This is a genomic window from Pseudomonas sp. 4CAES_32.4, assembly GCF_058136335.1.
The window spans coordinates 806,143-827,158 of sequence record NZ_CM176882.1; the positions used below are offsets into that span (position 1 = coordinate 806,143).

The window sequence follows — 21,016 nt, forward strand, 5'->3', positions numbered from 1 at the left end:
GCTTTTGTACTTTTCCAAGGAAGCCTTTATGCCGGACGCCCAGTCCCTCAACGCTGCATTCATGGTGGTTCAGAGCAACAGCCTGGACGAACTGCGCAGCCTTGTGATCAGCATCATGCGGCGTTATCCACTGGCGCCCCTGGAAAACGAAATTGCCTTGGTGCAAAGCAACGGTATCGCTCAATGGCTCAAATTGGCGTTAGCGGAAGACCCGGAGGAGGACGATCTCGGCGGCTGCGGTATTGCCGCAGCGATTGATGTGCAACTGCCCGGCAGTTTTATGTGGCAGCTCTACCGAATGATTCTTGGTCGAGAAGAAATTCCGGCCAAATCCCTGCTCGATAAAGCCCCGCTAACCTGGCGCCTCATGCGACTGCTTCCTCAGGTCATCGACCGCGCGCATTTCGAGCCGCTGCAGCGGTTCCTCACTCATGACACTGACTTGCGCAAGCGCTATCAGCTCTCCGAGCGCTTGGCGGATCTCTTCGACCAATACCAGGTGTATCGGGCTGACTGGCTTGAAGACTGGGCTGAAGGGCGGCATCAACTAAGGAATGTCAGAGGCGAGGTTAAGGCATTGCCAGCCAGCAGTTGCTGGCAAGCCGAACTGTGGCGAGCGTTGCTGGACGACGTGGGTGAACAAGGCATGGCACAAAGTCGCGCCGGTGTTCATCAACGATTCATCGAGCGCGTCAACAACCTCACAGAAGCTCCGGCAGGGCTCCCCTCACGAGTGATCGTTTTCGGGATTTCTTCACTGCCAGCACAGGTCCTTGAGGCGTTGGCCGGGCTCGCCCGTTTCAGCCAGGTTTTGCTCTGCGTACACAATCCTTGCCGTCATCACTGGGCCGATATCGTCGCCGACAAGGATTTGCTGCGCCACCAATACAAACGACAGTCCCGCAAGAGCGGAATGCCTGTTGTCCTGGATCCCGATACGTTGCACCAACATGCCCATCCGCTCCTGGCTGCTTGGGGAAAACAAGGTCGCGACTACATCAACCTGCTCGACAGTTACGATGATCCCAACAGTTACCGCGCAGCGTTTCGCGATGGGCGCATCGATCTGTTCAGCGAAACTCAGCCGCACAATCTGCTCAATCAACTTCAGGACGATATCCTGGAACTGCGCCCGCTCAACGAAACTCGCGAGCATTGGCCTGCTATTGATCTGACAAAAGACGACTCGATCCGTTTTCACATTGCCCACAGCGCTCAGCGCGAAGTTGAAATCCTCCACGACCAGCTCTTGGCCCGTTTCAGCGCCAACCCCGAATTGCGTCCTCGGGATGTCATCGTGATGGTGCCGGACATCGACAGCTATGCACCGCATATCCGCGCGGTATTCGGTCAGCTTGATCGGCATGATCCACGCTTCATTCCTTTCACATTGGCGGACCAAGGCCAGCGTGGCCGCGATCCGCTCCTGATCGCGGTCGAGCATTTGCTTAAACTGCCGGACAGCCGTTTTCCCGTCAGCGAGATCCTCGACCTGCTAGACGTTCCCGCTCTGCGAGCCCGTTTCGACGTGGAAGAACGCGACTTGCCGACGCTGCATCGCTGGATCGAAGGCGCCGGTGTCCGTTGGGGCATGAACGCTGAGCAACGAGCCGGACTGGGCTTACCGGACGAACTGGAGCAGAACAGCTGGCACTTCGGCCTGCGCCGGATGTTGCTTGGCTACGCCGTCGGCAGTGCGGGCGCCTGCGCAGGGATCGAACCCTATGATGAAATCGGTGGTCTGGACGCCGCACTGATCGGGCCGCTAGTGGCCTTGCTTGATGCATTGGAACTCGCCCACCAAGAGCTTACGCAGCCGGCCCAACCCAAAGAGTGGGGGCGACGACTGCAGGCGCTTATGCAACTGTTCTTCAAAGCCAGTAATGAACACGACGATTACTTGCTGACCCAACTCGAAGAGCTTCGCGAAACCTGGCTGGATACCTGCGAATCGGTTGGGTTGGTCGACGATTTGCCGCTGACTGTCGTGCGAGAAGCTTGGCTCGCCGGGCTGGATCAGGGCCGTTTGTCCCAACGTTTTCTGGCCGGCGCGGTGAACTTCTGTACGTTGATGCCGATGCGCGCCATCCCCTTCAAACTGGTGTGTTTGCTGGGCATGAATGATGGCGATTACCCCCGCGCGCAACCGCCATTGGATTTCGACCTGATGGGAAGCGACTATCGTCCGGGTGACCGTTCCCGGCGGGAAGATGACCGCTATCTGTTACTTGAGGCGCTGCTGTCGGCGCGCAATCAGCTCTATATCAGCTGGGTTGGTCGCAGCATTCGCGACAACAGCGAACGACCGGCGTCGGTGCTGATCGGCCAGTTGCGCGATCACCTCGCCAGCGGCTGGCGATTGCTCGACGAAAGTCAGGATCTGTTGAGCGCCATGACAGAGGAGCATCCGCTGCAGCCGTTCAGTGCGCGCTATTTCCACGAAGGCGATCAACTCTTCAGCTACGCCAGCGAATGGCAGGTACTGCACCAACAGCATTCGCCTCAACATAATGCGGAGTTACTCGCTCCCTTTATTCAGGACGAGCCGCTGAGCCTCGCGCTACTACAGGATTTCCTGCGTAACCCGGTACGACATTTCTTCAATCAACGATTGAAGGTGTATTTCGAAGCCGCCGAAGCGCCGCTGGCCGATGAGGAGCCTTTTGTCCTCGACGCATTGCAGCGTTATACACTCAGCGACAGCCTGCTCGAAGCGGCGCTGAGGCAACCGGACAACGTTGATCAAGCGCTTGAGGTCCAAGCCCGTCGTTTGCAAAACAGCGGTCTGTTGCCAATGGCCGGCTTCGGCGAATGTTTGCAGCGAGAGCTGATCGAACCGCTGCCAGACCTGCTGCAGCGTTATCAACAGCTGCTGACCTTGTGGCCGACGCCCCTGACCAGTGCAATCCCGATCAGTCTCGATTTGCACGGGTTACGCCTTGAGGGCTGGATCTCCGGTTTGCATCAGCGCGCCGATGGTGGTCTGTTGTCAGTCACGACCATTCCCAATAGCATCGGCTCGATCAAAAGTCGCAAGTGGCATCGGTTGACCAAACCGTGGGTCAATCATCTGGTCGCCTGCGCCAGCGGGCTTTCGTTGACCACGGCGTTGGTCGCCAGTGACGACACATTGCTGCTTGAGCCGATGGAGCTAGAGCGAGCGCTGCGTTTTCTTGGCGATCTGCTGCTAGCCTGGCAGGCCGGCATGCGCCAGCCGTTACCGATCGCCGTCAAAACCGCATTCGCCTGGTTGTCCCAGACCGATCCGCTCAAGGCCGAAGTGGCTGCGCGCAAAGCCTACGAAGGGGACGGTCAGACCAGCGGAGGCGAGCGTCGTGAGAGCCCGGCGTTGTCGCGACAATTTGCCGACTTCGACGCACTGCTGGCGGACGAAACATTCTCCGGCTGGTGCGACGCCTTGTACCGCCCATTGCTTGAAGCCCCTTGGCGTTCATTGTCCAGTGAAGGGGCACGCGCATGAGTACGAAGACTCCACTTGCCCTGGCATTCCCCCTACGTGGCAGCCAGTTGATCGAGGCGAGTGCCGGTACCGGCAAGACCTTTACTATTTCTGCACTTTATTTGCGCCTGATCCTGGGGCACGGAGCTGAGGCCAACAGCTTCGGTCGCGAACTGTTGCCACCACAAATCCTCGTGGTGACGTTCACCGATGCCGCGACCAAAGAGCTACGTGAGCGGATTCGCACACGACTGGCCGAGGCTGCGCGATTCTTCCGCAACGAGACGCCGGCACCGGACGGATTGATCGCCGAACTGCGCGAACAATTCGAGCCTGCGCAATGGCCCGGTTGCGCCAATCGTCTCGATATCGCTGCGCAATGGATGGACGAAGCCGCCGTCTCGACCATCCACAGTTGGTGTCAGCGCATGCTGCGTGAGCATGCGTTCGACAGCGGCAGTCTGTTCACCCAATCCCTGGAAACCGATCACAGCGATCTGCTGGGCGAAGTGTTACGCGATTACTGGCGGCTGTTCTGTTATCCGATGCAGGGTGATGCGCTCAATTGGGTTCGCAGCAACTGGGGTGGTCCTGCGGCATTGTTGCCACGGGTCCGCGGCCTGTTCGCCAGTGAACGCGACAGTGATGAAGGCAAGGCGCCCGCAGAACTCATCGAAGCGTGCTTGGAAGAACGCCGCGCCGCATTGATCGAACTGAAAATGCCTTGGCGTCAGTGGGCAGACGAGTTGCTCGCCATCTGTCATCAAGGCGTTGCCAGCAAGACCGTCGATGGTCGCAAGATGCAAGCGCGCTACTTTGAACCGTGGTTCGAAAAGCTCAAGGCATGGGCCGAAGACGAAGCCATGGAACAACTGGACATCGGCTCCGGTTTTACCCGATTGACCCCCGACGGTATGGCTGAGGCCTGGAAAGGCCAGGCCCCGAGTCACCCAGGTCTGGACGCCATGCCCGGCCTAAAGTCCAGTCTCGATGCATTGCCGACACCCGACGCCGCTGTCCTGCAACACGCCGCCAAGTGGGTCGGTGCGCGCTTCGAAGAAGAAAAACGCCGCCGTGCCGAAATGGGTTTCGACGACATGCTCCTGCGCTTGGACGCGGCGCTGCAATCGGAGGGTGGCGAGCGTCTTGCGACGTTGATCCGCGAGCAATTCCCGGTCGCGTTGATCGACGAATTCCAGGACACCGACCCGGTGCAGTACCGGATCTTCGAAAGTATCTATCGCATCGAAGAAAACAGTCCTGAGACTGGCTTGTTTCTGATCGGCGACCCCAAGCAGGCGATCTATGCTTTTCGCGGTGCGGACATCTACACCTATTTGCGTGCACGTCAGGCCACTGTCGGCCGCCTGCACACGCTGGGCACCAACTTCCGCTCCAGCCATGGCATGGTCAACGCGGTCAACCATGTATTCGAACGCGCCGAGTCCCGAGAACAGGGACGCGGCGCGTTTTTGTTTCGCGAGAAAAACGGCGACAACCCGGTGCCCTTCCAGTCCGTCGAGTCTCAGGGCCGCAAGGAAAAACTGCAGATTGGCGGGCAGGACGTTGCGGCATTGAACGTGTGGCTGTTGCCCAGCGATCAGCCATTGTCAGGCGCGGTCTATCGGCAGCAATTGGCAGCGGCCTGCGCCAGTGAAATTACCGCGCTGCTTAATGGCGGACAAATCGGCAGCGCGGGATTCACTCAGGACTCTAAAGAATTCAGAGGTCTGCGCCCCTCTGACATCGCGATCCTCGTTCGTGACGGTAAAGAGGCTCAGGCCGTGCGTGGTGAACTCGCCGCTCGGGGAGTGCGCAGCGTCTATCTGTCCGACAAGGATTCAGTATTCGCCGCCCAGGAAGCCCATGACCTGTTGTCCTGGCTCAAGGCCTGCGCCGAACCGGACGTCGAGCGTTCGCTGAAAGCCGCGCTGGCCTGCATCACCCTGAACCTGCCGCTGGTTGAGCTGGAACGGCTGAACCAGGACGAGCTGGTCTGGGAAGCGCGCGTCATGCAGTTCCGAGGCTATCGCGAACTCTGGCGCAAGCAAGGCGTGCTGCCGATGTTGCGCCGCCTGCTGCACGACTTCCATTTGCCGCAAACCTTGATGACACGCAGCGATGGCGAGCGGGTGCTGACCAATCTTCTGCACCTGTCGGAACTGATGCAGCAAGCCGCCGCAGAACTTGATGGTGAACAGGCGCTGATCCGCCATCTGGCCGAGCTTCTGGCATTGTCCGGCCAAGCCGGCGAAGAGCAGATCTTGCGCCTGGAAAGCGATGAGCAACTGGTCAAAGTGGTGACTATCCACAAGTCCAAAGGCCTCGAATATCCACTGGTGTTCCTGCCGTTCATCTGCTCGGCAAAACCGGTAGACGGCAGTCGATTGCCGCTGCATTACCACGACGCATCGGGCAAGGCGCAAGTCAGTCTCCAGCCAACCGCCGAATTGATTGCACAAGCGGATGAAGAGCGTCTCGCCGAGGACCTGCGCTTGCTCTACGTTGCCCTGACCCGTGCGCAACACGCCTGCTGGTTGGGCGTGACGGATCTCAAACGCGGCAATAACAACAGCTCGGTGCTGCATCTTTCGGCATTGGGTTATTTGCTGGGCGGCGGTGCGTCGTTGGGAGAGTCCAATGGGCTCAACCGATGGCTGCAAGACCTGCAGCAGGATTGCCCGGCAATCAGCATTGCAGACATGCCGCAACCCACTGATGAGCATTACCAGCCTCCGCGCAATGAAGCCGTCCTCAGTGCCACGCTAATGCCCAAGCGCAAGGCCAGCGAAAACTGGTGGATTGCGTCCTACAGCGCGCTGCGCATCAGTGACGTGTTGAGCGTCGGCAGTGATGAAGCGCCGGACAGTCCGCAAGCGCAAAAGCTGTTCGATGACGAACGCCTCGACCCGAACGCCCCGCGCGAAATCATTGCCGGCGGTGCCGATATCCATCGCTTCCCCCGGGGCCCGAATCCCGGGACGTTTCTCCACGGTTTGCTGGAATGGGCGGGGGACGATGGCTTCGCCGTATCTCGCGAGATGCTAGAGGATGCCATTGGCCGCCGCTGCAATCTGCGCGGCTGGGAAGGCTGGATTGTCACCCTCAGTGACTGGCTGCAGCATCTGCTCAAATCGCCGTTACCGATTGCGGGCGAGCAGCCGCCGGTGATTCTCGAGCAACTCAAGCAGTACCGTGTCGAGATGGAGTTCTGGTTCGCCAGCCATAAAGTCGACGTGCTCAAGCTCGACGAACTGGTGCGTCAGCACACACATAATGGCGTCGCCCGTGTTGCGGCGGAACCGGTGCAACTCAACGGCATGTTCAAAGGCTTCATCGACCTGACGTTTGAACACAATGGTCGTTATTACGTGGCCGATTACAAATCCAACTGGCTCGGTGTGGATGATCTGGCCTACACCGAGCAAGCCATGGAACAGTCGATCCTCGACAACCGCTACGACCTGCAATACGTGTTGTATCTGTTGGCGCTGCATCGCCAGCTCAAAGCCCGCTTGGCCGACTACGATTACGACCGGCATGTCGGTGGCGCGCTGTATCTGTTTCTGCGAGGCACGCGCGCCCAAAGTCGCGGCGTTTATTTTGCCCGTCCGCCGCGCGAGTTGATCGAACGCCTGGACCGGATGTTCCAGGGCAAGCCCGAACCCAAGGCCGAACCCGCATGGGAACAGGGAGTCTTGCTATGAGCCGCACTTTCGCTGATTTGCTGCCGACCCCGTTGGCCGCTGACAGCCTGTCGAGACTTTCGCCGCTGACCCGTGCAGAGGATCTGCTGCTGTTACTCACCCGCTGGGTCGAGCGCGGCTGGCTGCGTGCTCTGGACAAAGCCTTCGTCGCGTTTCTTTACGAACTCGAGCCTGACACCGATCCGTTGGTGCTGCTCGCCGCCGCACTGACCAGCCATCAATTGGGGCACGGCCACGTTTGTCTGGATCTGTTCGAAACCCTCAAGGCTCCGGATTTTGCCCTGTCGTTGCCGCCCGAAGGCGACGTGCAAGGGGGCGTCCTGCTGTTGCCCTCGCAGTTGCTTGAAGCGCTCGATGGCGGGCATTGGTGCAAGGCGTTGGCCGGCAGCGATCTGGTCGCGCTGGCGGCTGATGACCGAGACGTGGCGCAGCAGCGTCCGCTGGTGCTGTCCGGGAAACGTCTGTACCTGCGACGTTATTGGGCCTACGAAAGACGCATCGATACAGCGTTGCGTCAGCGTCTCGAGCAAACCGAGACAACACAGGAAGACCTGCCGCAACGGCTGAATGAACTGTTCGGATCGGCCAGTTCCGCCGATGTGATCGACTGGCAGAAACTTGCCTGCGCGCTCGCCACTCGCAGTGCGTTCAGCATTGTCACTGGTGGCCCGGGCACTGGCAAAACGACGACGGTGGTGCGCTTGCTCGCGTTGCTGCAAGCGCCGGCAGTTGAGGCCGGTCATCCACTGCGAATTCGCCTTGCCGCGCCGACAGGTAAAGCGGCGGCACGCTTGACCGAGTCCATCAGTCAGCAAGTTCAGTCGCTGGAAGTCTCCGAAGACGTGCGGGCAAAAATCCCCTGCGACGTGACTACCGTGCACCGTCTGCTCGGCAGTCGTCCGGGCACGCGACACTTCCGCCATCATGCCGGCAACCGCTTACCACTCGATGTGCTGGTGGTCGACGAAGCGTCGATGATCGACCTGGAAATGATGGCCAACCTGCTCGACGCGTTGCCGGCCCATGCGCGTCTGGTGCTGCTGGGCGACAAGGACCAACTGGCCTCTGTGGAGGCCGGTGCGGTACTCGGTGACCTGTGCCGTGATGCCGAGCAAGGTTGGTACAGTCCGCAAACCCGCCAGTGGCTGGAAGTTGTCAGTGGGGAATCGTTGCAGCAAAGTGGTTTGCGTGAAGACGTCGACGGCTCCCATCCACTGGCGCAGCAAGTGGTGATGCTGCGTCATTCGCGGCGATTCGGTGAAGGCAGCGGCATTGGTCAGCTCGCGCGCCGGGTCAATAAGCAACTGCCGGACGAGGCGCGTCAACTGTTGGCCGCCGGGCACTACGACGATGTGTTTTCACTGCCGCTCAAGGGCGAGCACGATCACAAACTGGAGCGTTTGCTGCTCGAAGGTCACGGGGACGGGCCGCAAGGTTATCGGCACTATCTGAGCGTGCTGCGCAATCAGCGTCCGCCAGCCACAAGGCCCCTTGAACATCCAGACTGGACGGACTGGGCTCGTGACGTCTTGCAGGCATTCGATACCTTTCAATTGCTGTGCGCCGTGCGCAAAGGGCCCTGGGGCGTCGAAGGTCTGAACCAGCGCATCACCGGCGCATTGCTCAAGGCTCGTCTGATCGAGAACGACCAGCAATGGTACGAAGGTCGCCCCGTACTGATGACCCGCAACGACTACGGCCTGGGCTTGATGAACGGTGACATCGGCATCGCCCTCAAGCTGCCCGAGCGCGACGGGCCTGATACCGGTAAACCGGTATTGCGCGTGGCTTTCCCGCGCAACGATGGCCAGGGCGGAGTGCGCTTCGTCTTGCCGAGCCGGCTTAACGACGTGGAAACCGTCTACGCGATGACGGTGCACAAATCGCAGGGCTCGGAGTTCGCCCACACCGCGCTGATCCTTCCGGATGCGTTGAACCCGGTGCTGACCAAAGAACTGATCTACACCGGCATTACCCGCGCCAAGCATTGGTTCACCCTCATCGAGCCACGTGCCGGGGTGTTTGAAGAAGCCGTACAGCGCAAGGTCAAGCGTCTCAGCGGACTGATGCTGGAACTGGAGGAGGGCAGCGAGCCTCGACAGTGAAAATCTGGATGATGGACGGCGTTTACTGACCAGTCAGTCAGGGGGCGCTGCCTCGCTGGCGTTCTAGCGCTGTGCTATCGTTGCGGCATCATTTCGCTACGATCCAAGAGAATCCCTGCATGAAGGTGTCTGTCTGGGCGACAGAGCGCGTAGTTGGCTGCAAACTCGCGTGGCTTGTCGGTCTGCTCTGGCTGTTGACGGGCGTGTCCGTCACGCAAGCGCAAACGCCGCCGGGCATGGCAGAGCATCGTGCGCAGTCGGTCACTCAAGTGGTCCTCGGCATCCTCAGTTATGCACGCTGGCCGGTGGAACCTGCGCAACTGCGCCTGTGTATCGTTGGCCCTACCGAATACACCGACGACCTGGTCAAAGGCACCACGCAGGCCACTGGCCGACCGGTCATCGTCCGTCGACTGTTGGCCGACAATCCGGCGATCGTCAACGAATGCGATGCGGTGTACATCGGCAAACTCACGGCGGATGAGCGCAGCCGTCTCTTCGCATCCTTGATTGGTCACCCGGTGCTGAGCATCAGCGAAGGCGGCGATCAGTGCACGGTGGGCAGTCTGTTTTGTCTGCGCGTGGGTGACGAGCAGGTGTCCTTCGAGGTCAATCTCGACTCCGTAGCCCGCAGCGGCGTACGCATTCATCCAAGCGTGCTGCAATTGTCGCGTCGCAAACCGGCGGCACCATGAGACTGTTCAGATCGAATAGCCGCCCAACACTGGGCTCTGTGCTTGGCCGTGGACATTTGGCCGTCGCGCTGATGGCGGTGGCGATGGCCAGTGTCTCGCTGACCCTCCTTGGTGTGCTGGCATTGCGCGTGTATGCCGATCACAACCTGCACCTGATTGCTCGCTCGATCAGCTACACCGTGGAAGCGGCGGTGGTGTTCAATGATAAAAGCGCCGCTACCGAAGCGCTGGCGCTGATTGCCTCCACCGAAGAAGTGGCGGATGCGCAGGTGCTGGATGCCCAAGGTCGATTGCTCGCACGCTGGCAACGCCCGGAAAACGGCTTGTTCTCTGAACTGGAGATGCAGATCACTCGCGCCCTTCTGGAGAAACCGATCAGCCTGCCGATCGTCCATCAGGATCGCGAGATCGGCCATATTCTGCTCACCGGCCATGGCGGCAGCCTGATGCGTTTTCTGCTCAGCGGTCTGGCCGGGATTCTCCTTTGCACGGCCATCAGTGCATGGGTGGCTATTTACCTGGCGCGGCGCCAGTTGCGCGAAATCATCGGCCCGCTGCGCAGCCTTGCAACAGTGGCCCACGCCGCGCGCAGCGAGCGCGCATTGGATCGGCGCGTGCCGCCGGCGCAAATCGCCGAGCTCGATAACCTTGGTAACGACTTCAATGCCTTGCTCGATGAGCTCGAGTCCTGGCAAAGCCATCTGCAAAGTGAAAACGAAACCCTCGCGCACCAGGCCAGTCACGACAGCCTCACCGGGTTACCGAACCGTGCGTTTTTCGAGGGACGCTTGATTCGTGCCTTGCGCAATGCCAGCAAACTCAATGAGCGTGTGGCTGTGCTGTTTCTCGACAGCGACCGCTTCAAGGACATCAACGACAATTATGGGCATGCCGCCGGTGACGCGGTGTTGGTGGCCATCGCCAATCGGGTGCGGGCGCAGTTGCGTGAAGAAGATCTGGTGGCCCGTCTGGGCGGTGATGAATTCGCCGTGTTGCTTACGCCGTTGCAAAAGATCGAAGACGCCGAACGCATTGCCGACAAGATCCTCACCAGCATGGACATGCCCATCGCCCTACCGGGCGACACCCGTGTCGTGACCTCGCTCAGTATCGGCATCGCGGTTTTCCCGGATCATGGCGCCACCCCTGGCGGCCTGCTCAATGCCGCGGATGCGGCGATGTATCAGGCCAAACGCCTGTCGCGCGGCGCTCAATTCACGGCTGGGTCGGAGCGCCCGGTCGATCCCGTTCAAACCAGGAGCTAATCCCGTGTTCACACTTCCAATCCGACTGTTCTCCGCGTTGCTGTTGATGGCCGCACTGACATTGACCGGTTGCCAGACTGCGCCACAAAAAGGCCTGACCCCGGCGCAAGTCGCTGTGCTCAAACAACAAGGTTTTGAACTGACCGAGGAAGGCTGGGAGTTTGGCCTGTCGGGCAAAGTGCTGTTCGGCAGCGACGTCGAAAGCCTCAATAAAGAAAGCACCGAGATCGTCGAACGCATCGGCAAGGCCTTGTTGGGCGTTGGCATCGAGCGCGTGCGGGTCGATGGCCACACCGACGCGTCGGGCAAGGAAACCTACAACCAGCAATTGTCACTGCGCCGCGCCAAGAGCGTAGCCAACGTACTCAGCACGGTCGGCATGAAACAGGAAAACATCCAGCTGCAAGGCCTCGGCAGCAAAGAGCCGGTGGCCTCCAACAGCACGGCAGCGGGGCGTACCGAAAACCGCCGGGTGGCGATCGTGGTCAGCAACGACTAATCGGCGAACTGCATTTCTCCGGTTTCACCCATCAACAGCGCCTGATTACGCTCAGTCACTTCACGGATGTAGTCCCACAACAGGGTGATCCGTTTCAACTTGCGCAGATCCTCCCGGCAGTACATCCAGAATTGCCGGGTGATGTCGATGTCCTGCGGCAGTACCGGCAGCAAACGCGGATCCTGCGCGGCGAGGAAGCAGGGCAGAATCGCCAGGGAGCGCCCTTGCTGCGCGGCGACGAATTGCGCGATCACGCTGGTGCTGCGCAAGTTGGCGCTGGCGCCGGGCAACACGTTCGCCAGATAGAGCAGCTCCGAGCTGAACGCCAGGTCATCCACATAACTGATGAATTGATGCTTGCCCAAGTCTGCCGGGCGGCGGATCGGTGGGTGTTTGTCCAGATAGTCCTGGGTCGCGTAGAGCTGCAAACGGTAGTCGCAGAGTTTGCAGCAGACGTACGGCCCATGCTCCGGGCGCTCTAGCGCGATAACGATATCGGCCTCGCGCTTGGACAGGCTGATGAAGTGCGGCAGCGGCAGGATGTCCACCGAGATCGCCGGGTAGGCGTCGACGAAATGGCTCAACTGCGGGGTGATAAAAAAACTGCCGAAGCCTTCGGTGCAGCCCATGCGCACATGCCCGGACAGCGCCACGCCGGAGCCCGACACCTGCTCGCAGGCCATGTGCAGCGTGCTTTCAATCGACTCGGCATAACCGAGCAAACGCTGGCCTTCAGTGGTCAGCACGAAGCCGCTGGTGCGCGACTTTTCGAACAGCAAAGTACCGAGCGCCGCTTCCAGCGAGCTGATCCGCCGCGACACGGTTGTGTAGTCGACAGCCAGCCGTTTGGCGGCGGTGCTGGCCTTGCGGGTGCGGGCGACTTCGAGGAAAAACTTGAGGTCGTCCCAGTTCAGCGAGCCTAGAGAGGTGATGTTTTTTTGCATGATGGACGGGCTTATATGTGCGTTCTTATTAGAAGTTTGCACATCTATACTCCAAAAACCGTCCGACAACCAATTCGTGACACACGCCTCATCTCAAGGCGAACCTTTCGCCTTGGCTCCTAAGATAAAAACAAGTTTTGGAGACCAGCATGAACGCATCGCTTACGCCCAACGAAACCACGCTGCAGACAGTCAAGCTGCTGATCGACGGTGAATGGGTCGAGTCGCAGACCACCGAGTGGCACGACATCGTCAACCCGGCGACCCAGCAAGTGCTGGCAAAAGTCCCGTTCGCCACCGCCGCCGAGGTCGATGCTGCCGTCAGCGCCGCACAACGTGCGTTCCAGACCTGGAAACTGACGCCGATTGGCGCGCGCATGCGCATCATGCTCAAGCTGCAAGCGCTGATCCGCGAACACTCCAAACGCATCGCTATCGTCCTGAGCGCCGAGCAGGGCAAAACCATTGCCGACGCCGAGGGTGATATTTTCCGTGGCCTGGAAGTGGTCGAGCACGCTTGCTCGATTGGCAGCCTGCAAATGGGCGAGTTCGCCGAAAATGTTGCGGGCGGTGTCGATACCTACACCCTGCGCCAGCCGATCGGCGTTTGCGCCGGCATCACGCCGTTCAACTTCCCGGCGATGATTCCGCTGTGGATGTTCCCGATGGCCATCGCCTGCGGCAACACCTTCGTCTTGAAGCCTTCGGAACAGGACCCGCTGTCGACCATGCTGCTGGTCGAGTTGGCAATCGAGGCCGGCGTTCCGGCGGGCGTGTTGAACGTGGTTCACGGCGGTAAAGAGGTGGTCGATGGCCTGTGCACGCACAAGGACATCAAAGCGATTTCGTTTGTCGGTTCGACGGCGGTTGGCACTCACGTTTACGACTTGGCCGGTAAACACGGCAAACGCGTGCAATCGATGATGGGCGCGAAGAACCACGCCGTGGTACTGGCCGATGCCAATCGCGAGCAAGCGCTGAATGCCTTGGTCGGCGCCGGTTTCGGTGCGGCCGGGCAACGTTGCATGGCCACCTCGGTGGTGGTGCTGGTCGGCGCGGCAAAACAATGGCTGCCGGATCTGAAAGCGCTGGCGCAGAAACTCACGGTCAACGCCGGCAACGAGCCAGGCACCGATGTTGGCCCGGTGATCTCGAAGAAAGCCAAGGCGCGGATTCTCGATCTGATCGAAAGCGGCATCAAGGAAGGCGCCAAGCTGGAACTGGACGGTCGCGACATCAAGGTGCCGGGCTACGAGCAAGGCAACTTTGTCGGCCCGACCCTGTTCTCGGGCGTGACCACCGACATGCAAATCTACACCCAGGAAATCTTCGGGCCGGTGCTGGTGGTGCTGGAAGTCGACACCCTCGATCAGGCCATCGCGCTGGTCAACGCCAACCCGTTCGGCAACGGCACCGGCCTGTTCACCCAGAGCGGCGCAGCGGCGCGTAAATTCCAGACGGAAATCGACGTCGGTCAGGTCGGCATCAACATTCCAATCCCGGTGCCGGTGCCGTTCTTCAGTTTCACCGGTTCGCGCGGTTCGAAACTCGGCGACCTCGGTCCGTACGGCAAGCAAGTGGTGCAGTTCTACACGCAGACCAAAACGGTAACGGCGCGCTGGTTCGATGACGACAGCGTCAACGACGGCGTGAACACCACCATCAACCTGCGCTGAGGAATGGCCATGAAAATCGCATTTATCGGTCTGGGCAACATGGGCGCGCCGATGGCGCGCAACCTGATCAAGGCTGGTCATTCGCTGAATCTGGTCGATCTGAACAAAACCGTGCTGGCGGAACTCGAGCAACTGGGCGGCACCATTCGCGCTTCGGCTCGCGAAGCTGCGGAAGATGCAGAGCTGGTAATCACCATGCTCCCGGCGGCTGTGCATGTGCGTAGCGTCTGGCTGGGTGAGGACGGCGTGCTCGCAGGCATCGGCAAAGGCGTGCCGACGGTGGATTGCAGCACGATTGATCCGCAGACTGCCCGTGACGTGGCTGCCGCTGCCGCGAAACAAGGCGTGGCGATGGCTGACGCACCGGTCTCCGGCGGCACGGGCGGTGCGACCGCTGGCACCCTGACCTTCATGGTCGGCGCCACCCCGGAACTGTTCGCCACCCTGCAACCGGTGCTCGCGCAGATGGGTCGCAACATCGTGCATTGCGGTGAGGTCGGCACCGGGCAGATCGCCAAGATCTGCAACAACCTGCTGCTGGCAATTTCGATGGTCGGCGTCAGCGAAGCGATGGCGCTGGGCGATGCATTGGGCATCGACACGACGGTGCTGGCCGGGATCATCAACAGTTCGACCGGGCGTTGCTGGAGTTCCGAGATGTACAACCCGTGGCCGGGGATCGTCGAAACGGCGCCGGCGTCCCGTGGTTATACCGGTGGGTTCGGTGCCGAATTGATGCTCAAGGATCTGGGGCTGGCGACCGAAGCGGCGCGTCAGGCGCACCAACCGGTGATGCTCGGCGCGGTAGCGCAGCAGTTGTATCAGGCGATGAGTCAGCGTGGGGACGGCGGGAAAGATTTCTCGGCGATCATCAACAGCTATCGCAAGCCTGCTGCAATAGAAGGACAGCGCTGAAAAAACTGTGGGGGGCTAGCCCTGCAGGGCAATGGTGTGTGTTTGAGATTGTTTGCCGGGAAATCACGTCGGGTGATCTCCCGGCTTTTTTGCATCAGGCGAACACGAAATATTTGCGCACGGTTTCGACCACTTCCCATGTGCCTTTCATGCCCGGCTCAACGACGAAGATATCGCCGGCGCGCAGGTGAATCGGCGCCATGCCGTCCGGGGTGATCACGCAGTAGCCTTCCTGGAAATGGCAGTATTCCCACTTCACGTATTCAACGCGCCATTTGCCCGGCGTGCAGATCCACGTGCCCATGATCTTGCTGCCGTCCTCACTGGTGTAGGCGTTGAGGTTGACGGTGTGCGGATCACCTTCGAGTTTTTCCCATTTGCAGGCATCGAGTACCGGCAGCGGATGGGTGTCGCGCAGAACGGTGATAGGGGCGGTCGCGGTCATGAGGACTCCGGGCATTGGGCTTGAGAAAGAACTCGCACCCTATAGCGCCCGGTCGGTGCTCAGTTGTCTGGGGTCGACATCAAGCTGCTCAGAAACGCGCATCAGTAAGCGCGTCCAGCAAGGCTTTGGCATAACCCGGCAGGGCGCCGAAATCCCTCGCGCACAGTTGCAGCGTGCGACGCGCCCACGGTTCGTTGAGCGCTACGCTTTTGAAACCGCATGGCGCCGCGCGCTCGACAGCGGCCAGCGGCACGATGGCCAGCCCGGCACCTCGGCCGACCATGCGCATCACGCCGTCGAAACCGTCAGCCCGGATCCGCACCTGCATACGCGCACCGCTGTGCAAGGCTTGTTCTTCAAGGTAGATCGCCAAAGCACTGTTGGCGCTGAGCCCGACAAAGTCGTGGTGCAATGCCTCGCTGAAACTGACCTCGTTGGTGTCAGACAACGGGTGATCGAGGGGCAGAATCAGCACCAGTGGATCGTCGCGAAACGGTTGTGTCTGCAGGTCGCTGGTGTCTACCGCATCGGAGACGATGCCGAGGTCTGCCGCACCTTGGCGCAAGGCGTGGGTGATGCGCGCGCTCGGCAGTTCTCGCAGGTCGATGTCGAGATTGGGGTGGTCGCGCAGGAAATCGGCGAGCACCTCCGGCAGGTATTCGGTGATCGCCGTGGTGTTGCACAGTAGCCGCACCTGACCTTTGACACCTTGGGCGTAGTCGGCGAGATCCTGCTGCATGCGTTCGGCCTGTTGCAGAAGGATACGCGCGTGGTGGGCGAGGGCGTTGCCGGCGGGTGTCGGGGTGACGCCACGGCGCCCGCGCTCAAGAAAATCTGTGCCGAGCGAGGCTTCCATGGCGCGGATTCTGGCGCTGGCTGCAGCGAGGGATAAATGGCTGCGCGCGGCGCCAGCGGTGATGTTGCCGGTGTCGAGGATGTTCAGGTAGAGGCGCAGGTCGGTGAGGTCGAAGTGCATGGGGGAAGCCGGTTTTTGTGGAGTTTATGCCAGCCCCATCGCTGGCAAGCCAGCTCCCACAGGATTTGTGTGGTTCTCAAATTTTGTGATCAACACTAAACCCTGTGGGAGCTGGCTTGCCAGCGATGAGGCCATCAGCCTCTCAAAAAAGCAGAGGCAACCTCAGTATATGGCAGATTTTCAGCCAACCTCGACTCGCGCACAGTACGCCCATGAACACACTCACCGACTTCTACCAAAACCTCGGCCTTGCCCTGTCCTTGCTGGTCATCGCCACTTTCATCCTTGCCGGCCTGATCAAAGGCGTGATCGGCCTCGGCTTGCCCACCGTCGCCATGGGTTTGCTCGGTCTGGCTATGGCGCCGTCGCAGGCTGCCGCTTTACTGATCATTCCGGCCACGCTGACCAATGTCTGGCAGCTGGCGTTCGGTGGTCACTTGAAAGGCCTGATCAAGCGCCTCTGGCCGATGTTGTTGATGATCTTCCTCGGCACCGGCATCGGCACGCTGTGGATCGGCATGGCGGGCGGGCACTGGGTGGTGCGCGGGCTCGGCGCGGCGCTGTTGCTGTATGCGTTGAGCGGATTGTTCCTGCCAACGCTGCACGTAAAACCTCGCCATGAGCGCTGGCTCGGTCCGCTGTGCGGTTTGATCACCGGCGTCATCACCTCAGCCACTGGCGTGTTCGTGATTCCGGCTGTGCCGTATATGCAGGCATTGGGTTTGAACCGTGATGAACTGGTGCAGGCGCTGGGTCTGTCCTTCACCGTTTCGACGCTGGCGTTGGCCGCTGGACTGCTCTGGCGTGGCGCCCTCGGCGGCGGCGAATTGAACGCTTCGTTGCTGGCGCTGATCCCCGCCGTCCTCGGCATGCTGCTCGGCCAATGGTTGCGGCAACGCATCAGTGCGGAGTTGTTCAAGCGAGTGTTCTTTATCGGACTGGGCGTGCTCGGCGCCCACTTGCTGATCAGCGGTTAGCCGAGGCTTCGCTGAGCATGTCGATGGCGCGGATCTCGAAGTCGCGTTCCAGATAATCCATGCGCCGTTCAAAAAATGCCTTCATGTGTGGCAGATTCGAATGCACGTCGAGATGTGCCTGGGATGCCCAGATCTCGTAGAAGATAAACAGCGACGGATCTTCCTTGTCGCGCAGCATGTGGTATTCGATGCAGCCCGGCTCCGCGCGACTCGGCTCGACATAGGCGCGAAACAGTGTCTCAAAGGCCTCGGCTTTCTCCGGGCGGGTCTTGGCGTGCAGGATAAAACCCTGGCGTTCACTCATCGCAACAACTCCTCAAATTCAGATGGCTGCGGATGCTATTGCAATAATCGGCATTCGATTCGTGCTTTTCAGTCAAATGTATTTTGCGTAATCACGGCTTATTCCGCGCGAGGCGGACCGTTAATCTGCCGCCATTCCATTTTCCCTTCTCCACCCAGCCCAATGGCTGCGCCGAGGTCTTCTGATGAAAAAAGTATTGCTGCTCAATGGCGGTAAAAAATTCGCCCACTCCGACGGTCGCTACAACACCACCCTGCACGAAACCGCACTGAGCGTGCTGGATCGCGGCGGTGTCGACGTCAAAACCACATTCATCGATGAGGGCTACGACGTCGCTGAAGAAGTGGCCAAATTCCTCTGGGCCGACGTGATCATTTATCAGATGCCGGGCTGGTGGATGGGCGCGCCGTGGACAGTGAAAAAGTATCTCGACGAAGTCTTCACCGAAGGCCACGGCAGCCTTTACGCCAGCGATGGCCGCACACGCTCCGATGCATCGCAGAAGTACGGCAGCGGTGGTCTGATTCAGGGCAAGCAATACATGCTGTCGCTGACCTGGAATGCACCGCAGCAGGCCTTCGATGACCCGACTGATTTCTTTGAAGCCAAAGGCGTTGATGCGGTGTACTTCCCGTTCCACAAGGCCAACGAATTTTTGGGCATGACCGGGCTGCCGACGTTCCTCTGTGTCGACGTGATGAAGCGTCCGAATATCGAGGCCGATGTAGCGCGGTATGAGCAGCACCTGACCGAGGCGTTTAGCCTTAAGGCTTAAGTGGTTTAGGGCTACTATCGGTGAACAGCAAAAGATCGCAGCCTGCGGCAGCTCCTACAGAGTTCACATGTAGGAGCTGCCGCAGGCTGCGATCTTGGCGATCTCAAAGAGGACACCCGTGAAAGCCAGATCCGATGAGTTGCAGATTTTCGTCTGCGTGATCGAATGCGGTTCGATCTCCGCAGCCGCCGAGCAAGTCGGCCAGACTCCATCAGCCGTCAGCCGCACGCTGTCGAAGCTGGAAGCCAAACTCGACACCACGCTGATCAACCGCACCACGCGGCGCATGGACCTGACCGAGGAGGGCAAGTACTTCTTCGAGCACGCCAAGCTGATTCTCGATCAGATGGATCAACTCGAAGAACGCCTGTCTTCGCGCCAGCAAACGCCATCCGGACGTTTGCGGATCAACGCCGCTTCGCCGTTCATGCTCCACGCCATCGTCCCGTACATCGATGAATTCCGCCGGCTCTACCCGGACATCCAGCTCGAACTCAACAGCAATGACCTGATCATTGACCTGCTGGAACAAAGCACCGACGTCGCCATCCGCATCGGCACCCTCGCCGATTCGACGTTGCACGCACGTTCGCTGGGTTGCAGTCCGCTGCTGATTGTCGCCAGCCCGGCCTATCTGGAAAAACATGGCGCGCCGCAGCAAGTGGCGGACTTGAGCGAACACACCTTACTCGGCTTCACCCAGAACGAAGGCCTCAACCAATGGCCGCTGCGCTATGTGCACGGCGACCGCTGGCCGATCACCCCGGCGATCAGCGCTTCCAGCGGCGAGACCGTGCGCCATCTGGCGCTGGAAGGGCAGGGCATCGCGTGCTTGTCGCACTTCATGACCATCGACGACATCCGCGCCGGGCGCCTGAAAGTCCTGCTCGGTGAATTCAACAGCGGTTATCGCCAGCCGATCAACGCGGTGTACTACCGTAACTCGCAACTGGCGCTGCGCATTCAATGCTTCCTCGACTTCATCCAGAGCAAACTCGCCGCCTACGCCAGCGCCGATTTCAAGGGCTGATTCGTGACCTCTGCGCAACAGTGATTTGGGTGAGGGCGGGTGTTTCCCTTGGGCTCACGGGCCGATACTCGTCCCATCACTTACTCACGCAGGGAGTTACTCCATGAACGTATTCGTCACCGGCGCTGCCGGTTTTATCGGCGGCTCGATCGCTACCGGTCTGGTTCAGGCAGGGCATAAAGTCACCGGTCTGGTTCGCAGCGCTGAACAGGCAGCCGAGCTGAAAGCACTTGGCATCACCGCGGTCATCGGCACGCTTGATGACAAATCACTGCTCGCCGAACGGGCCCGCGCCGCCGACGCGGTGATCAACGCCGCCAGCAGCGATCATCGTGGCGCGGTGGAAGCGTTGCTTGATGCTTTGCGCGGTACCAACAAAGTGTTTCTGCACACCAGCGGTTCGAGCATCGTTGGCGATGCGTCGGGTGGTAAGTCCAGCGACGTCATCTACTACGAAGACAACCTGCCGGAGCCGACCGTCGACAAGGCTGCACGCGTGGCCATCGACAATCTGATCCTCGCGGCGGCGAAGGATGGCGTGAACTCCGCCGTCATCTGCAACACGCTGATCTACGGCCACAGCCTGGGCGTCAATCGCGACAGCGTGCAACTGCCGCGATTGCTCAAGCAAGCGCGCAAAAGCGGTATCGTTCGCCACGTTGGTACCGGCCAGAACATCTGGTCCAACGTGCACATCGAAGACGTCGTCGCCCTCTACCTGCTGGCGCTGACCAAAAACGTCCCGGGCACGTTCTACTTCGTCGAAAGCGGCGAAGCGTCGTTTATCGACATGACCACCGCCATGGCCCAAGCGCTGAACCTGGGCCAACCGCAAGACTGGCCATTGAAAGAAGCCGAAGCCGAATGGGGCTACGAAATGGCCAACTACGGCCTCGGCTCCAACAGCCGAGTGCGCGGCAAACATGCCCGCGAACTGCTGGGCTGGGCGCCGAAGCGCACGTCGGTGGTTGAATGGATTCGTAACGAAATGGTGTGACGCTTACGCCAACCTTGTAATCACCACCGAACCTGTGGGAGCTGGCTTGCCAGCGATAGCGGTCGATCAGTCAGCATCTATGTTGAACCTGCAGCCGTTATCGCTGGCAAGCCAGCTCCCACAGGTTATCCGCGTTGTATCTGACGCAATCGCGAGCAGGCTCACTCCTACAGGGGCTGTGTGGCTGCATAAGCATGAAAATCCCGCCCCGCGATTTTCATTAATCGCGACAAGACATATCCATTA

The 21,016-nt window shown here is 60.0% G+C and carries 16 protein-coding genes; 12 read left to right on the plus strand and 4 right to left on the minus strand.

Annotation, left to right across the window (positions count from 1 at the left end; translation table 11 throughout):
- Positions 1-28: 28 nt before the first annotated feature.
- The 6 genes from recC (at position 29) to yfiB (ending at position 11,731) form a co-directional block, all read left to right on the plus strand.
- On the plus strand, positions 29-3,481 hold the full coding sequence (recC, locus tag AC3Y64_RS03525; protein WP_489986460.1) for an exodeoxyribonuclease V subunit gamma: 3,453 nt from the start codon (positions 29-31) through the stop codon (positions 3,479-3,481).
- The gene (gene recB, locus AC3Y64_RS03530) at positions 3,478-7,167 is read left to right on the plus strand and encodes an exodeoxyribonuclease V subunit beta (protein WP_489986461.1); all 3,690 of its coding nucleotides are present in this window, start codon (positions 3,478-3,480) and stop codon (positions 7,165-7,167) included. The genes recC and recB overlap by 4 nt, the downstream gene beginning before the upstream one ends.
- Positions 7,164-9,272: an exodeoxyribonuclease V subunit alpha gene (recD, locus tag AC3Y64_RS03535; protein WP_489986462.1), complete on the plus strand. Its 2,109-nt coding sequence runs from the start codon at positions 7,164-7,166 to the stop codon at positions 9,270-9,272. Before recB ends, recD begins: the two co-directional genes overlap by 4 nt.
- Positions 9,273-9,391: 119 nt before the next feature.
- A complete protein-coding gene (yfiR, locus tag AC3Y64_RS03540; RefSeq protein WP_489986463.1) occupies positions 9,392-9,967 on the plus strand; it encodes a regulatory sequestration protein YfiR in 576 nt (191 codons plus the stop codon).
- Positions 9,964-11,232: a diguanylate cyclase DgcN/YfiN gene (dgcN, locus tag AC3Y64_RS03545; RefSeq protein ID WP_489986464.1), complete on the plus strand. Its 1,269-nt coding sequence runs from the start codon at positions 9,964-9,966 to the stop codon at positions 11,230-11,232. Before yfiR ends, dgcN begins: the two co-directional genes overlap by 4 nt.
- 4 nt (positions 11,233-11,236) lie before the next feature.
- Positions 11,237-11,731 (plus strand): outer membrane lipoprotein YfiB, encoded by a 495-nt coding sequence (gene yfiB, locus AC3Y64_RS03550; protein WP_489986465.1) that lies wholly within the window; start codon positions 11,237-11,239, stop codon positions 11,729-11,731.
- On the opposite strand, the gene AC3Y64_RS03555 is transcribed toward yfiB, so the two are convergent.
- Positions 11,728-12,675 (minus strand): LysR family transcriptional regulator, encoded by a 948-nt coding sequence (locus AC3Y64_RS03555; RefSeq protein ID WP_489986466.1) that lies wholly within the window; start codon positions 12,673-12,675, stop codon positions 11,728-11,730. The two genes, yfiB and AC3Y64_RS03555, sit on opposite strands and share 4 nt — an antisense overlap.
- Before the next feature lie 149 nt (positions 12,676-12,824).
- On the opposite strand from AC3Y64_RS03555, the gene AC3Y64_RS03560 reads away from it, so the two are divergent.
- Together AC3Y64_RS03560 and mmsB are read left to right on the plus strand one after the other, a co-directional pair.
- Positions 12,825-14,351 (plus strand): CoA-acylating methylmalonate-semialdehyde dehydrogenase, encoded by a 1,527-nt coding sequence (locus AC3Y64_RS03560; RefSeq protein WP_489986467.1) that lies wholly within the window; start codon positions 12,825-12,827, stop codon positions 14,349-14,351.
- 9 nt (positions 14,352-14,360) lie between these two features.
- Positions 14,361-15,266 carry a 3-hydroxyisobutyrate dehydrogenase gene (gene mmsB, locus AC3Y64_RS03565; RefSeq protein WP_489986468.1) on the plus strand — a complete coding sequence of 302 codons (906 nt, stop codon included), beginning with the start codon at positions 14,361-14,363 and terminating at the stop codon, positions 15,264-15,266.
- A gap of 94 nt (positions 15,267-15,360) precedes the next feature.
- Here mmsB and AC3Y64_RS03570 read toward each other — a convergent pair whose 3' ends face one another.
- Positions 15,361-15,711 (minus strand): cupin domain-containing protein, encoded by a 351-nt coding sequence (locus tag AC3Y64_RS03570; RefSeq protein ID WP_122589396.1) that lies wholly within the window; start codon positions 15,709-15,711, stop codon positions 15,361-15,363.
- An 88-nt stretch (positions 15,712-15,799) separates the two neighbouring features.
- Positions 15,800-16,687, minus strand: a complete 888-nt coding sequence (locus AC3Y64_RS03575) for a LysR substrate-binding domain-containing protein (protein WP_489986469.1) — start codon at positions 16,685-16,687, stop codon at positions 15,800-15,802.
- Positions 16,688-16,899: 212 nt separating this feature from the next.
- On the opposite strand from AC3Y64_RS03575, the gene AC3Y64_RS03580 reads away from it, so the two are divergent.
- Positions 16,900-17,664: a sulfite exporter TauE/SafE family protein gene (locus AC3Y64_RS03580; RefSeq protein ID WP_489986470.1), complete on the plus strand. Its 765-nt coding sequence runs from the start codon at positions 16,900-16,902 to the stop codon at positions 17,662-17,664.
- Here the strand turns inward: AC3Y64_RS03580 and AC3Y64_RS03585 are convergent.
- Positions 17,654-17,968 carry a putative quinol monooxygenase gene (locus AC3Y64_RS03585; protein ID WP_489986471.1) on the minus strand — a complete coding sequence of 105 codons (315 nt, stop codon included), beginning with the start codon at positions 17,966-17,968 and terminating at the stop codon, positions 17,654-17,656. The two genes, AC3Y64_RS03580 and AC3Y64_RS03585, sit on opposite strands and share 11 nt — an antisense overlap.
- A 184-nt stretch (positions 17,969-18,152) precedes the next feature.
- Between AC3Y64_RS03585 and mdaB the strand changes: the two genes are divergently transcribed.
- The 3 genes from mdaB (at position 18,153) to AC3Y64_RS03600 (ending at position 20,770) form a co-directional block, all read left to right on the plus strand.
- The gene (gene mdaB, locus AC3Y64_RS03590) at positions 18,153-18,743 is read left to right on the plus strand and encodes an NADPH:quinone oxidoreductase MdaB (protein WP_489986472.1); all 591 of its coding nucleotides are present in this window, start codon (positions 18,153-18,155) and stop codon (positions 18,741-18,743) included.
- A 118-nt stretch (positions 18,744-18,861) separates the two neighbouring features.
- The gene (locus AC3Y64_RS03595) at positions 18,862-19,773 is read left to right on the plus strand and encodes a LysR substrate-binding domain-containing protein (RefSeq protein ID WP_489986473.1); all 912 of its coding nucleotides are present in this window, start codon (positions 18,862-18,864) and stop codon (positions 19,771-19,773) included.
- Positions 19,774-19,876: 103 nt separating this feature from the next.
- A complete protein-coding gene (locus AC3Y64_RS03600) occupies positions 19,877-20,770 on the plus strand; it encodes an NAD-dependent epimerase/dehydratase family protein (RefSeq protein WP_489986474.1) in 894 nt (297 codons plus the stop codon).
- Positions 20,771-21,016 lie beyond the last annotated feature (246 nt).

Excerpts from the sequence above, each read along its gene's own strand:
- recC (WP_489986460.1), top strand. The coding sequence starts at position 29 with ATGCCGGACGCCCAGTCCCTCAACGCTGCATTCATGGTGGTTCAGAGC.
- recB (WP_489986461.1), top strand. The coding sequence starts at position 3,478 with ATGAGTACGAAGACTCCACTTGCCCTGGCATTCCCCCTACGTGGCAGC.
- recD (WP_489986462.1), top strand. The coding sequence starts at position 7,164 with ATGAGCCGCACTTTCGCTGATTTGCTGCCGACCCCGTTGGCCGCTGAC.
- yfiR (WP_489986463.1), top strand. The coding sequence starts at position 9,392 with ATGAAGGTGTCTGTCTGGGCGACAGAGCGCGTAGTTGGCTGCAAACTC.
- dgcN (WP_489986464.1), top strand. The coding sequence starts at position 9,964 with ATGAGACTGTTCAGATCGAATAGCCGCCCAACACTGGGCTCTGTGCTT.
- AC3Y64_RS03555 (WP_489986466.1), bottom strand. The coding sequence starts at position 12,675 with ATGCAAAAAAACATCACCTCTCTAGGCTCGCTGAACTGGGACGACCTC.
- AC3Y64_RS03560 (WP_489986467.1), top strand. The coding sequence starts at position 12,825 with ATGAACGCATCGCTTACGCCCAACGAAACCACGCTGCAGACAGTCAAG.
- mmsB (WP_489986468.1), top strand. The coding sequence starts at position 14,361 with ATGAAAATCGCATTTATCGGTCTGGGCAACATGGGCGCGCCGATGGCG.
- AC3Y64_RS03570 (WP_122589396.1), bottom strand. The coding sequence starts at position 15,711 with ATGACCGCGACCGCCCCTATCACCGTTCTGCGCGACACCCATCCGCTG.
- AC3Y64_RS03575 (WP_489986469.1), bottom strand. The coding sequence starts at position 16,687 with ATGCACTTCGACCTCACCGACCTGCGCCTCTACCTGAACATCCTCGAC.
- AC3Y64_RS03580 (WP_489986470.1), top strand. The coding sequence starts at position 16,900 with ATGAACACACTCACCGACTTCTACCAAAACCTCGGCCTTGCCCTGTCC.
- AC3Y64_RS03585 (WP_489986471.1), bottom strand. The coding sequence starts at position 17,968 with ATGAGTGAACGCCAGGGTTTTATCCTGCACGCCAAGACCCGCCCGGAG.
- mdaB (WP_489986472.1), top strand. The coding sequence starts at position 18,153 with ATGAAAAAAGTATTGCTGCTCAATGGCGGTAAAAAATTCGCCCACTCC.
- AC3Y64_RS03600 (WP_489986474.1), top strand. The coding sequence starts at position 19,877 with ATGAACGTATTCGTCACCGGCGCTGCCGGTTTTATCGGCGGCTCGATC.